This is a genomic window from Nocardia sp. SYP-A9097, from assembly GCF_009649815.1.
Taxonomy (GTDB): Bacteria; Actinomycetota; Actinomycetes; order Mycobacteriales; family Mycobacteriaceae; genus Nocardia.
Window position 1 is genome coordinate 24,957 of record NZ_WJIC01000010.1, and the last position, 12,287, is coordinate 37,243.

12 protein-coding genes are annotated in these 12,287 nt (G+C 65.6%); 5 read left to right on the plus strand and 7 right to left on the minus strand.

Annotated elements, in window-relative coordinates:
• Window positions 1–165 precede the first annotated feature (165 nt).
• The 3 genes from GFY24_RS20810 (at window position 166) to GFY24_RS20820 (ending at window position 2,663) form a co-directional block, all read left to right on the plus strand.
• On the plus strand, window positions 166–1,206 hold the full coding sequence (locus GFY24_RS20810; RefSeq protein ID WP_309231167.1) for a glycosyltransferase: 1,041 nt from the start codon (window positions 166–168) through the stop codon (window positions 1,204–1,206).
• The gene (gene rffA / locus GFY24_RS20815) at window positions 1,196–2,335 is read left to right on the plus strand and encodes a dTDP-4-amino-4,6-dideoxygalactose transaminase (protein ID WP_309231114.1); all 1,140 of its coding nucleotides are present in this window, start codon (window positions 1,196–1,198) and stop codon (window positions 2,333–2,335) included. The genes GFY24_RS20810 and rffA overlap by 11 nt, the downstream gene beginning before the upstream one ends.
• A 97-nt stretch (window positions 2,336–2,432) precedes the next feature.
• Window positions 2,433–2,663, plus strand: coding sequence for a hypothetical protein (locus GFY24_RS20820; protein WP_153806758.1), 231 nt, complete (start codon window positions 2,433–2,435; stop codon window positions 2,661–2,663).
• Here GFY24_RS20820 and GFY24_RS43785 read toward each other — a convergent pair.
• The 5 genes from GFY24_RS43785 to GFY24_RS20840 all read right to left on the minus strand — a co-directional run bounded on the left by GFY24_RS43785 (window position 2,611) and on the right by GFY24_RS20840 (window position 5,415).
• The gene (locus tag GFY24_RS43785) at window positions 2,611–3,588 is read right to left on the minus strand and encodes a transposase (RefSeq protein WP_375336073.1); all 978 of its coding nucleotides are present in this window, start codon (window positions 3,586–3,588) and stop codon (window positions 2,611–2,613) included. The genes GFY24_RS20820 and GFY24_RS43785 overlap by 53 nt on opposite strands.
• Window positions 3,589–3,998: 410 nt before the next feature.
• Window positions 3,999–4,373 carry a cupin domain-containing protein gene (locus tag GFY24_RS20830; protein WP_309231115.1) on the minus strand — a complete coding sequence of 125 codons (375 nt, stop codon included), beginning with the start codon at window positions 4,371–4,373 and terminating at the stop codon, window positions 3,999–4,001.
• A complete protein-coding gene (locus GFY24_RS42150; RefSeq protein WP_228566514.1) occupies window positions 4,346–4,495 on the minus strand; it encodes a hypothetical protein in 150 nt (49 codons plus the stop codon). Before GFY24_RS42150 ends, GFY24_RS20830 begins: the two co-directional genes overlap by 28 nt.
• 19 nt (window positions 4,496–4,514) lie before the next feature.
• Complete coding sequence (locus GFY24_RS20835; protein ID WP_309231116.1) at window positions 4,515–4,886, minus strand: DUF4267 domain-containing protein; 372 nt, start codon at window positions 4,884–4,886, stop codon at window positions 4,515–4,517.
• A 10-nt stretch (window positions 4,887–4,896) separates the two neighbouring features.
• Window positions 4,897–5,415, minus strand: coding sequence for an anthrone oxygenase family protein (locus GFY24_RS20840; RefSeq protein ID WP_309231117.1), 519 nt, complete (start codon window positions 5,413–5,415; stop codon window positions 4,897–4,899).
• A gap of 239 nt (window positions 5,416–5,654) precedes the next feature.
• On the opposite strand from GFY24_RS20840, the gene GFY24_RS20845 reads away from it, so the two are divergent.
• Window positions 5,655–6,584, plus strand: a complete 930-nt coding sequence (locus GFY24_RS20845) for a LysR substrate-binding domain-containing protein (protein WP_153806760.1) — start codon at window positions 5,655–5,657, stop codon at window positions 6,582–6,584.
• A gap of 42 nt (window positions 6,585–6,626) precedes the next feature.
• Here GFY24_RS20845 and GFY24_RS20850 read toward each other — a convergent pair whose 3' ends face one another.
• Both GFY24_RS20850 and GFY24_RS20855 read right to left on the minus strand, forming a co-directional pair.
• Window positions 6,627–7,268, minus strand: a complete 642-nt coding sequence (locus GFY24_RS20850) for a methyltransferase domain-containing protein (protein ID WP_309231118.1) — start codon at window positions 7,266–7,268, stop codon at window positions 6,627–6,629.
• Window positions 7,269–7,435: 167 nt separating this feature from the next.
• Window positions 7,436–10,399 carry an AMP-binding protein gene (locus GFY24_RS20855; protein WP_153806761.1) on the minus strand — a complete coding sequence of 988 codons (2,964 nt, stop codon included), beginning with the start codon at window positions 10,397–10,399 and terminating at the stop codon, window positions 7,436–7,438.
• Window positions 10,400–10,878: 479 nt separating this feature from the next.
• Here GFY24_RS20855 and GFY24_RS20860 point away from each other — a divergent pair, with 479 nt between their 5' ends.
• Window positions 10,879–12,285 carry a family 2B encapsulin nanocompartment shell protein gene (locus GFY24_RS20860; protein ID WP_153806762.1) on the plus strand — a complete coding sequence of 469 codons (1,407 nt, stop codon included), beginning with the start codon at window positions 10,879–10,881 and terminating at the stop codon, window positions 12,283–12,285.
• Window positions 12,286–12,287: the final 2 nt, after the last annotated feature.

Consider the following 12,287-nt stretch of genomic DNA (forward strand, 5'->3'; position numbering starts at 1 on the left):
CCTGCACCGTGTTAGAGTTCACCGCGGTTCGGGCTCTCTCATTTGGCGTGGAGTTCCGGCACGCACCGTCATCGAAAGTCGATCCAGCTGATGCCGATTCCGTCTCGCCCGCTCCGGTCGCAGACCGCTCCGAGCGTCACCTCCGGTCCGCACGGACCGACGCGGGTGCACGCTGTCTCCGTCGTCGTACCCGTGTATCGCGGGCAGGACACCATTGCCGCGCTCGTCGCCGAGCTGGACAAGCTCAGCGGTCCGGCGCGCACGCCCGCCGGCGCGCAGTTCACGGTGAACGAGATCGTGCTGGTGCATGATCACGGGCCGGACCGTTCGGATGTGGTGCTGCAGGAGTTGGAGCAGACCTATCCGCAGGTGCGGGTGGTGTGGATGAGCCGCAATTACGGACAGGACGCCGCCACCATCGCGGGGATGGCCGCCGCCAATGGCGACTGGACCGTCACCATGGACGAGGACGGGCAGCACGATCCGGCGTTCATCGCCGACTTCCTGGACACGGCCATGACCCAGCGCGCGGATCTGGTGTACTCCAAGCCGGTCAATACCCGGCCGCACGGGTTCCTGCGCAATATCACCTCGCGGGGCGCGAAGATCGTGCTGGCAACCATTTTCGCGTTCCCGGATTCGACCCGGTTCGAGAGCTATCGGCTGATTCGCGGCGATATCGCGCGGCAGCTGGCGCAGGTCGCCTCCAATGGCGTGTATCTGGATGTGGCGCTCACCTGGGTGGTGAGCGATGTGGCGCAGGTGCCGGTGGAGTTGCGCGCGGAGGGGCGCGAGGAGTCCGGGTACAACTACCGGCGGCTCTTCTCGCTGTTCTGGAAGATGGTGCTGTGCAGCGGAACTCGCGGTTTACGACTCGTGAGCATGCTGGGTGTGACCCTCGCGCTGGCGGGTACAGGCATGGCGGCGTGGGTGGTGTATCACGCGCTCACCAATAGCGGCACCGATCCCGAGGGCTGGGCGTCGCTGATGACGGTGCTGCTGCTGTGCTCGGGCGCGCTGCTGTTCTCGCTCGGGCTGATCGCCGAGTATCTGGGTGTGGCATTGCATGTGCTCGTGGGCAAACCGCTGTATTTAACGGTAGATTCGCCGACACCGCGACCGGTGCAACAGCATTCGGCTGACGCGGGCCAGGAATTCCAGTACAGCAACGCAGGAGCGAGGGGGATCGACCCGGGTGAGCACTGATCGCATCATCTTCAGCCGTCCGTTCCGCGCCACGGGTGAGCTGGCGAATGTGGAGGCCGTGCTGTCCTCCGATCACAGCCATGGCGACGGGCCGTTCACCGCGGCGGCCACCGCGAAGCTGCGCGGTATCACCGCCGCGCCGTACGCGCTGCTGACCACCTCGTGCACGCACGCGCTCGAAATGGCCGGGCTGCTATTGGAACTCGGGCCCGATGACGAGGTGATCGTGCCCAGCTTCGCCTTCACCTCCACCGCGACCGCCATGGCATTGCGCGGCGCGACAGTGGTTTTCGCCGATATCGATCTCGCGAGCGGCAATATCGATCCGGAGTCGGTGGCGGCGGCGGTGACCCCGCGCACCAAGGCCGTGGTTATCATTCACTACGGCGGCGTCGGCGCGGATATGGAACGGCTGCAACAGATCGCGGACGCACACGGCCTCGCGCTGATCGAGGACACCGCGCACGGACTCGGCGGTACCTGGCGCGGACGACCGCTCGGCACCATCGGCACCGTGGGCGCGCTGAGCTTCCACGACACCAAGAACGTGCACTGCGGTGAGGGTGGGGCACTGCTGCTCACCGACGAAATCCTCATGGCGCGAGCGGAGATCGTGCGCGAGAAGGGCACCGACCGGGCGCGCTTCCTGCGCGGGGCGGTGGACAAGTACTCGTGGCAGGACATCGGCTCCAGCTATCTGCCGAGTGAGTTGAACGCGGCGGTGCTGGATGCCCAGCTCGCGGAGTTCGACACCATCCAGGCCAATCGGCATCGGGTATGGGATCACTACGCGGCGGCACTGCCGGAGTGGGCCGCTCGCAACGATGTTCAGCTCATGACGGTTCCGGACGACCGCGAGCACACCGCACACCTGTACTTCCTGCGCGTCCCCACCGAGGACCGCCGCGACGACCTCATCAGGCATCTTGCGGCGCAGGGAATTTCGGCCCCGTTCCACTACATCCCGCTGGATTCCAGCCCTGCGGGGCTGAAGCTGGGCCGTACCCCGACGCCGTGCACACGCAGCGCGGAATTCTCGGGAACCATTGTACGCCTTCCCCTTTGGCCCGGTCTCACCGAGCAGCAGCTCGACCGGGTCGTCGAGGGTATCACCGGCTTCACCGTCTGACGCGTAAGCTCCACCCCCAGATTCAGGGGGCTGGACCCGCGCGCTCGCCGCTGCCTAGGCTGCCCGGATATCCATTCGAGGAGTGAAGGGCAGCAACATGATTCGAAAAGCAGTACTCACGGCGGCGGCGGCGGGAATCCTGATCCTGTCCCCCGCCGTCGCCTCGGCCGAGACGACGGCGACCGAGGTCGCCGCCGCCCCCACGACGGCACAGCACATCGATATCAGTACCGGTTCCGGCGTGGCGAACACCATCATCAATGGCCTGATCACCATTATCTTCGGCCCGAACGACCCCACCACCTGCAAGTTCCCGTACTGCTTCTGAGCTTGTTCTTCAACCAGCTCGGTCGCGTTGGTAGAGAGCGGTGAGTCGTTTGACGGTCTTGCCGACGTCGTAACGAGTTGCGGGGCAGTGGTTTCGGTGGCCGGGTGGTCGTCCCGGGCCTGGCCGGGTGGGTTTGGGTGCGCCGGCCGGGCATCCGAGGGCTGCACGTAGGTTCCGGAACCCGCGACGGACTCTGGCCGGGGTGAGCCGGTGCGGGTCGGCGGGGTTTCTCCCACCGGTGCCGCAGGTCAGCGGCCAATGGGCGGGCGAGCCGGACTTGGGTGTGGGCGGCGATGACAGCCAGGTCCAGCGGTCGGCGGCCTCCGGGGTGCGGAGTTTGGGGCGGGTCCAGTCCAGGGAGGTGATCGTGGTAACCGTGGGCCACGGCCACGATCGTGGGTCGGCGAAGCGGAACTCCGGCGATCAGCCGCTCGACCACGCCGCGCAGCTGGGTGGCGGTCACCAGGGCGGCGTCGTCCGCGGGTCCGAGTCGCCCCGCGTCCAGGATCTGAGTCCACGACGTGGCCCCTGATCCAAGCACCGCCACGAACGAATTCGGCCAGCCGGGGATGAACTGCGACGCCGATTTCACCCGGCCGTAGACGTGGCAGAACAACCGATCCGGTGAACATGCCGCGTCCGAACGCAACCATGCCGACACATCCACCGCCAACAGATTTCGCAAGCGACAAATGTCGATCCAGCCCTCGTTGAGACCGTCGTAGAGCGCACCGTGGCCGAGGCGATGTTCCGGGCTCAGCGTCAACTCCGGTATCGACCGCACCGCCCCCTGCGCACACAACACCGCCTCGGTCAGCTCGAACAACTCATCACCCCGCGCGGTCAGACACGCATACAACTCGCCCCACATGCGCGACAGTTCCGCGAACGCGTCCCCCGTCCCGCACGTAACCGGCAGACTCATACCCGCGGCCTTCGTCTCGGCTCACGTGCATTCCTTGGTCGGAGCACATGATCCGGCGAAGGCCGCCTGCTTGTCCGGCGAACAACCAAGCAAGCCAAGCGGTTTGAAAGCCGAGAATATCGAACCAGCTCAGACGCCTACGCGTCGATGTGCTCGAGGATCTGCTTGGCGCTGGGACGGACCTGGTGGCCGACCTGGTACTGCCACTGCTGCGATCCGGCGTTGCTGAGTTCACTCACCCCGCAACAATAGCGTTCAACGACAACCGCTTTCGACGAGGCCGCAAGTGCACCGAACCCGCGATCGCGAGGGACTGAGGTTGAAGAACAAGCTGAGCACGGTCCGCCGGTCATCGCGAGGGTGACTGGACGATAAAGGGGCCGCTCCGTCGGGTGCGGCCCCTTTATCGGTCAGCCTCTGGCGTCGTTCCAGGGCGGGCTGTTGCGGAAATAGGTGTCGTAGATTTCCTGGACGTCCAGCAGCGATTCGGGCGGGACCTTGCCGTAGGCGATGCGCTCGAGGTGGCGGAAGTACTCGAACCGTTCGACACCGGGGGTGATGATGATCAGAATGTCGGCGTCGCAGCCGGGGGCGGCGGCGAAAGCGTGGGCCAGGCCGGGCGGTACGACGACCACATCGCCTTTTTCGGCGATCACCACCTGCTCACCGGAGAGCACCTGGGCGGTGCCTTCGAGCATGTAGAACAGCTCCGCCGAGCGCGAATGATGGTGTGGTCCAGCGCCATTCGCGCCGTCTTTCAGGGTGACGCGGTGCGTGGAGAGCACACACTACCGGTCGAACTGCTGTCGGCCAGCAGCCGGATGGTGGTCGGGGCCTGGCCGATGACTTCGGCGTCGCCGGAGCGGACAATGACCGAATCGTCGAATTCCGGTCCTATCAGCAACATTTCGAGGTGCTCCTTCGAATCAGACGAGGAAAAGCAGGACGGCGCTGATCAATACGGCTATGGCGGTGGCGAAGTGGATGCCGAAGGCCACCGCCTTCGTACCGCCGTGTCGCAGGACGATGGCGGTGTCACCGAACGGGGTGAGCGCGACGGCGAGCATGAACCAGCCCTCGGCGGACGCGCCCGCGAAGGCGAGCAATGCCAAACCGATGACACCCGAGGTGAGATCGCGCAGGCCCTTGATGCTCAGGTAGGCGGCGGCATCACCATCGGCTTTCGCGGGTACGCCGTAGGCCGCCGCCGCGGTCTCCGGAGCCAGCAGGAACCGCACTCCGACGAGGATGATCATGAGGTTGAGCACAATGGCCAACCCACAGGCGAGAACTGTCACGGTGATTCCCCTAGCTCGACAGGATGGCTTGTCCGGCAACGGATTGCGCGGTGGTACGACGGAAACGCAAGAGCGCCACCGAGAAACAACCCAGCGCGGCCACACTCGCCAGGGTGCGGGCGATATTCCAGGCCACCCACGGCCCCTCGAAGTCCGCGCGGACCGCGGCCAGATCGGCGATCTGCGCCGGATCGCCCGCGGCGGCCAGCTTGTCGTTGAGCGGGACGTTCGCGCCGCTGGTGATCAGGAACATCACCACGTAGCAGGCGAATCCGGCAATGGCCCAGTACCGGACCGCCGGATCACCGGAGCGCCAGTTCGTCACCACCGCGGCCAGCCCCACCGCCAGCCCACCCATGAACAGGGTCATGAACAGCGGATTCACAATGGCCACATTGATGTTCTGCATGACCTCGACGAACGCCGCGTCACCACCGCGCCGCAGGCCGGGCATGACGGCATAGGCGAATCCGGCGAACAATCCCGCCATCAGACCGGCCGTTATCGCCGCCGCGACCAAGGAGGCCACGCGTGCCGCCCTCATCGTGCGAGGTCTTTCATGTGTTCGGACATGGCTTTTCGTTCCTCATCTCACTCGTTCAACTGCCTCTCAAAGGATTCATAAGGCGAGCGCGGGGAACAATGCCGCGTTGACCAACCGGCGTTTAGCCATGGTGAACAGTCCATCCGGAACAAATCGATGCTCTTGCCGGTATTACGTGGGGTCCTCGGGTCGGTGGGCATAAGTTCGAGTGAGACGGAGCGGCAATGGAGCGGATCGAGATCGAGGCGTTCCTGACGCTGGCAGACGAACTGCACTTCGGGAAGTCGGCGGACCGGATGCGGGTGTCGACCGGACGGGTCAGTCAGTTGATTCACGGAATCGAGCGGCGGTTCGGAGCTCCACTGTTCGAGCGCACAAGTCGCCGGGTGGTGCTGACGCCCGTCGGCAAACAATTGCTGGACGATCTGCGGCCCGGACACGATCTGATCCAGGAGGCGATCCGACGTGCGACTGCCGCGGGGCGCTGTGTGCCCGGGACGCTCGAGGTCGGTTTCGTCGGTACGGGCGCGGGCACTTTCGTACTGGAGGCCGCCGACAGATTCACCGCCGCACATCCGGGCGCGGATGTCCGTATTCGGGAACTGCCGCTGTTCGAGGGTTCGGCGGCGCTGCACGCGGATCTGGTCGAGATGGTGCTGACGTTTCATCCCGTCAATGGGCCGGGCCTGCGCAGCGGGCCGGTGCTGCGCACCCTGCCCCGGCTGCTCGCCCTCCCGAAAGCACATGCGCTGGCCGCGCGGGACTCCTTATCGCTGAACGATTTGGCCGATATCACGCTGATCGGAGCGCCCGAATCGACTCCGAAAGCGGTTGCCGAGGATCGCGTGCCGAACCGCACACCCGACGGCAGGGTGATCCGGCATGGCAAGTCCGCGAGCACTTTTCAGGAGGCCATCAGTCTCGTCGGCGGCGGCGAGGGCGCGTTCGTGGTCGGCGATGAGGGTTCCTGCTATCGCTCCCATCCGCGCATCACCTATCTGCCGATCGAGGACGCGCCGCCGTTGCAGGGCCGGCTGATCTGGCGGGAGTCGCGCGAGAACGCGCGTATCAGGGCCTTCAACGAGGCGGCGATAGCGGCGAGCGGCAGCGACTGCCGTGGCCCGCGCTCAGGCGATTCGGTCGGCGCCCGCTGACCTCTTCTCCATCGAAATGCGCACGGCCGGAATGATTCCCGGTCAGTTCTTGGGCCGGGCAATGAGAATGTGGCCGGGGATCGGCTTGTGCTGCACCACCCGATCCTCCACCACCAGCCCGGCGGCCTCCAGCGCGGCGACGACCTCGGCGACCGGCCGCAACCGGAATCCGAACTGCGTGAACGGCATCTTCGCCATCCCATCCGGATCACCGATACCGATCGCGACTCGCCCCCGCGGGCTCAGCACCCGCGCGAATTCCGCACAGACCCGGTCCAATTCGGGCACGAAGTAAATGGTGTTCACCGTAATCGCCGCATCGACACTCGCCTTCGCGAACGGCAATTCGGTGAGCGACCCATCCAAAACCTGCAACCGCCCCGCCCCGATCGCGGTCGCGAAATTGGTCTTGGCCCGCTTCAACATATCCACCGAAATCTCCACCCCCTGCACGGTCCCGGTAGGCCCGACCCGATCGAGCAGCAGCGACAACCCGACCCCACCCCCGAACCCCACATCGGCAACCGTCTCCCCCGTCACCGGCGCGGCCCCCGCCACCGCCTCATCGATGAGAAACCGATTGGCCCGATTGAGCATGAGCGCGGTGCCCTTACCCAGCAGGCCATGCGGATTACCGAGCTGACCGGCAACAGTGGACATCACACGTGCGGCAAGGGGATTCACCTCTTCGATGCTACCGCCGCACCGGAGACCGGATCAGTTCACGACCCCCCGAATTTCGGGGATGGTCCGACCCCCGCAACATCCCTAGACTCCCCTACAGCGGCGATCGGCCGGACCCCCGACCCGTCCGATCGCCGCTGATACTCCAGGGATGTGCCCCCGGCGAATCAGGCGAAGAGGCGGGATGCCAGGTCTTCGGTGAGGATTTCGTAGGACTCGGATTCGCGGTTGTACCACCAGGTGAGGTCGCCGGGTTGGGGGCGGCCTGCGGCTTGGACGGCTCGGGTGGAGGGGCGGAAGGTGGAGCTGCGGGGGATGTCGGGGACTACGTGGATGAGGTCGGGGCGTTGGGCGGGGGCCAGGGCTCGCAGGGCCTCGGTGACGTCTTTCGGGGTGAGGCGCAGACCTTCTCGGATGCTGATGGCCGCTACCGCGAGGGTGCGGTCGCCTGCCGGGAGGCCGTAGGCCACTTCCATGTCGATGGCGGTGATGTCGTTGAGGACGTCGATGATCGGCTGGGTGAAGACGGGGCCTCGGGGGGTGCGGATAACCGTGTCGCGTCGGTCGATCAGCCAGTAGTCGCCGTCGCTGTCGCGGCGGAAGAGGTTTTCGGTCGGCATCCAGGCGTCGCCGGGGGTGAAGACGCCGCGCAGGCCGCCCGCGGAGAGGTCGACGGTATCGGAGGCGGTGCCGACGAGGATGCCCACCTCGTTGTCGGCGCAGCGGCGCGCGAAACCCGACTCCTCGACCTGGATTTCACCGGTGGCGGGGTCGTAGGCGATGAGTTCGACCTTGGCGGTGCCGGGGACCGGGCGGCCCTTGGAGCCGATCTTCGCGCCGGAGACATTGGCCAGCACCACATCTCCCTCGATGGAGGCATAGAACTCGAGGACGCGGGCGGGCGCGAAACGTTCCTGGGTGCGCCGCCACAGGCCCGCGGGCATACCGGAGCCGATGAACAGGCGAATCGGATGCGGGTGGCCGTTGGGGAAGGGGTCGGCGTCGAGGATGTCGCGCAGCATGGTCCAGGTGTAGGTGACCACGGTGACGCCGTAGCGGTGCACCTCCGCCGCGAACTGCGCCGGCTCGAGCGAACGGGCCAGCGCGATCCGGCTGCCACCGGCCACCGCCCCGCCGAGACTGACCAGCAGACCGGACGAATGATGCAGGGGCGCAAGGCAGTAGATGGTATCGCGGCGACCGAGGTCGGCGGCGGAGGCGGTGCCGAAGGCCGAGAGCGCCCAGCGGTGATTGGTCACGTATTTGATATCGAAGTGGTCGCCGGTGCCGGTCACCAGAATGAACGCCAACTCGCGGGCCAGGCCCGGATTGGGCTGATACCAGGCGGGCAGGGTGACCTGTGCGGGATCGATCCGCTCCAGATCGGTGACATCGCTTCCGGCCGGAATGTCCAGGCCGCGTGTCTGACCGCCGCCGAGCACCAGCACGCGGGTGCCGGTGGCGGCCGCGTCCCGCAGGTTCTCCGGATCCGCGATGAGCAGTTTCGTCCCGGTCAGCTCGACGATCTTGGTCAATTCGCTTCCGGGAGCGAGCAATACCGCGACCGCGCCGAGCCGCGACAGCGCGGCAATGGCGACCATGGCACTGGGCCGGGTCTCCATGACCACACCGACCCGGGTGGCCGGGCGCACGCCGACCGAGATGAGTCCGCGCACCACATTGTCGATGCGCTGATTCACCGCGAAGTGCGTGTGCACGCGATCCTCGAAAAGGAAAGCCTCCCGGTCGGGTCCGCTCCCGGCCTGTTCGGAGAGCAAGCGGCCCAGCGAGATTCGGGTGTGCGGCTGGATCATGCCGAGCCGGGTGAGTCGTGGCAGCGCGCGTGCCGCCTCACCGGTCAATTCGACTGTGCCGCGCAGGGTTTGGCCGGCGACGCCCTCGATGGTCTTACCGAGCCCCGCCCCCGCCTCGGCCAGGCTGCCGACGGCGTGCACGGCGCGGGTGAGCCCGGTGCTCGGCCCCTTGCGCGCCACCTCCTGACTCATGGGCACGACCTGCGGCGGCAGTTCGCCGCGCTCGCTGAGCCAGTTCACCCAGTCGCGGACCACGGGCCAGGTATTCCTGGTGGCGCTGGAGCCCGAGACGAGGCCGAAATGCCCTGCCACCACGCTGGTTTCGTACACTTCGGCATTGGGTGCGGCGCGCACGATCCCGCGTACGGCGGCGGGCTGGCCGATATCGTCGACCTCGCCGACGAAGGCCAGAATCGGGCATTTCAAATCGGCGAGCGAGATGGGCTGGTCACGAATGACGAAGCCGCCCAGCATCATTCGATTGTGTTTGATGAACTGCCGGAGCAGATCGGTGAGCGCGGGCCCCGGATAGCCGAGCCAGCCGTCCGCCTCGAGGAAGCGTCGCTGCCGCTCCTTGGGCAACAGGGCCTCACGGTCGTGCAGCTGGCGCAGGAAGTCGATGCGCGCCTTGGCGGTCTTGACCGGATCCAGGGCCTGAAAGCCGAGGCGCACCATGGAATCGGTAATGGGCAGCCGGTTCAGCACATGGTCGGCGAGGAAGTCCACCGCGCCGGAGGCGACACCGTAGGGAATACCGAACGGAATGCCCGCGACCGCATCCACCGGACTGCCGAACGTGACAATGGATTCCACACCATTACCGTGCCGGTAGGCGGCGGTCTGGTAGGCGAACATGCCACCCTGCGAGTACCCCATGAGATGCACACCGCGCCCGGTCAATTCGTTGACCGTATCGATGGCGCTGCTGACGGCGAGGACGTGATCGGCGAGATCGCGATCCCAGCCGCCCTCCTCGGTGGTGGGTGAGCCGAAATCGACCACCCAGCAATCGATTCCGGCGGCATTCAGAATGCCGACGGCGCCGTCGGCGGCATTCACATCCCAGATCTCCGCGGTGACCATGATCGGCGGCACCAACATCACAACCGGCCGGTCGGTTCCCGTGGCATCCGGGAAGTAATGCCGCAGCCGATACATACGCTTACGCTCGGCGATCTCATACGGCGAGGATTCGATCTCGTGAACCAGTCCCCCGAACCGGATCACCTCGAGTCCATTCCGGGCGGTCGCCATCAGGCGTCGCATCGGCCCCACAACGGACTTCGTATTGAATTCCACGGCTTCGCTCCCAGACATAATCCGCTCGTGACCTGCGTCATCCGCCCCAACGCGTCCTGATGAGCTTGCCATAGAGCCACCCTATCGCGTGGGCGCTGTGATCAGCACCATGCGAGCACACCTCCGGGCGCGGCGAATATTACGAACAGCCCGGTCGGTTCAGCTATTTTTGTGAAGCTGCGAATACCGAGATCATCCGGGGCGCCCGGCCGGTCAGCACGCTGGTCGAATACTTCATCGAAACGCCTGCGAACGCACGATTGCGAGGGCGCGAAGCCGCGACACTCCGGCGATAGCAATGCAACAGACATCATGTTTATGCATTTCGCTGCGCATCCGTGACCTGGCGCCCTACGATCGATATCGCTGGAACGCACTGTCGCGCTTGTCTTTTCACTCACATGTCTAGTTTCCGCAGGCCCTTACCCGGCCTGCTCTATCGCCGTGGATTCCACCGCCTGCACCGCGCGGTGGCCCTTCGAGGTGAGGACCGCAGCATGACCATTGAAATGCCCCTCCAGACCGACAACCACCAGCGCAAAACCCTCAGCACCTCCGCCGCCAGTCAGCTGGCGCACACCACCAAATCCGAACCCCAGATGCAGGGCATCAGCTCCCGCTGGCTGACCCGCAACCTGCCGTGGACCCCGGTCAAGGGTGGTGTCTACCGCGTCAATCGCCGCCTCACCCACACCGTCGGAAATGGTGAAGTCGAGTTCATCATCAATGGCCCGCACGCCCGGGTCATTCCACTCGAACTGCAGGAGCTGCCGCAGCTGCGCGGCTTCGACGACGAAGAGGTGTTGTCCACCGTCTCGCAGCGCTTCGAACAGCGAGATCTGCCGCCCGGCACCGTAGTTGCCGAATTCGGCAATCCGATGGATCAGGTGCTGCTGATCGTGCACGGCAAGCTGAGCAAGATGGGCACCGGCGAATACGGTGAGACCACCAAGCTCGGCATGCTCGCCGGCGGCGACCACTACGGCGATGAGACCCTCGTCGATCCGGCCGCCATCTGGCCGGTCACCATCAAGACCGTCACACCCACCACCATGCTGGTGCTCACCCGCCAGTCCCTCGATCAGCTCAATGATCAAATCCCCGCCCTGCGAGAGCATTTGGCCGCGGTGGCCAGCCTGCCCGCGGCACCACAGAACAAGTACGGCGAGGCCGAGATCGTGGTCGCCTCCGGTCACTCCGGTGAGCCCCTGCTCGACGGCACCTTCGTCGACTACGACGATCAGCCCCGCGAATACGAACTCAGCCTGGGCCAGAGCGTATTGCGGGTGCACACCCGCGTCGCCGATCTGTTCAACGATCCGATGGATCAGATCGAACAGCAGTTGCGCCTGACCATCGAGGCCATGTACGAGCGCCGCGAATACGACCTGGTGAACAATCCCGACTTCGGGCTGCTCAATAATTGCGATCTCAAGCAGCGCATCTACACCGAGTCCGGCCCGCCGACCCCGGACGATATGGACGAACTGCTCAGCATGCGGCGCAGCACGAAACTCTTTCTGGCACACCCGAAAGCGATCGCCGCGTTCGGCCGCGAATGCAGTAAGCGCGGCATCTACCCGGATCCGGTGGAGGTGGACGGCCATCGCGTGCCCGCATGGCGCGGCGTGCCGATCTTCCCGTGCGGGAAGATCCCGGTGAGCGATACCCAGACCACGTCCATCATGGCCATGCGCACCGGTGAGAAGGATCAGGGCGTCATCGGCCTGCACCAGACCGGAATTCCGGACGAGTACGAACCCAGCCTGAATGTGCGGTTCAAGGGCATCGACGACCAGTCGATCATCTCGTACCTGGTCAGCTGCTACTACTCGGCCGCCGTCCTGGTCCCCGACGCGCTCGGCATTCTCGACAATGTGCTGGTCGCCCGTCAGTCCGACTGATC

Bases quoted from the DNA above. Each gene is read 5' to 3' on its own strand.
- GFY24_RS20820 (WP_153806758.1), top strand. From the start codon at position 2,433: ATGATTCGAAAAGCAGTACTCACGGCGGCGGCGGCGGGAATCCTGATC.
- GFY24_RS43785 (WP_375336073.1), bottom strand. From the start codon at position 3,588: ATGAGTCTGCCGGTTACGTGCGGGACGGGGGACGCGTTCGCGGAACTG.
- GFY24_RS42150 (WP_228566514.1), bottom strand. From the start codon at position 4,495: ATGTTGCTGATAGGACCGGAATTCGACGATTCGGTCATTGTCCGCTCC.
- GFY24_RS20845 (WP_153806760.1), top strand. From the start codon at position 5,655: ATGGAGCGGATCGAGATCGAGGCGTTCCTGACGCTGGCAGACGAACTG.
- GFY24_RS20855 (WP_153806761.1), bottom strand. From the start codon at position 10,399: ATGTCTGGGAGCGAAGCCGTGGAATTCAATACGAAGTCCGTTGTGGGG.
- GFY24_RS20860 (WP_153806762.1), top strand. From the start codon at position 10,879: ATGACCATTGAAATGCCCCTCCAGACCGACAACCACCAGCGCAAAACC.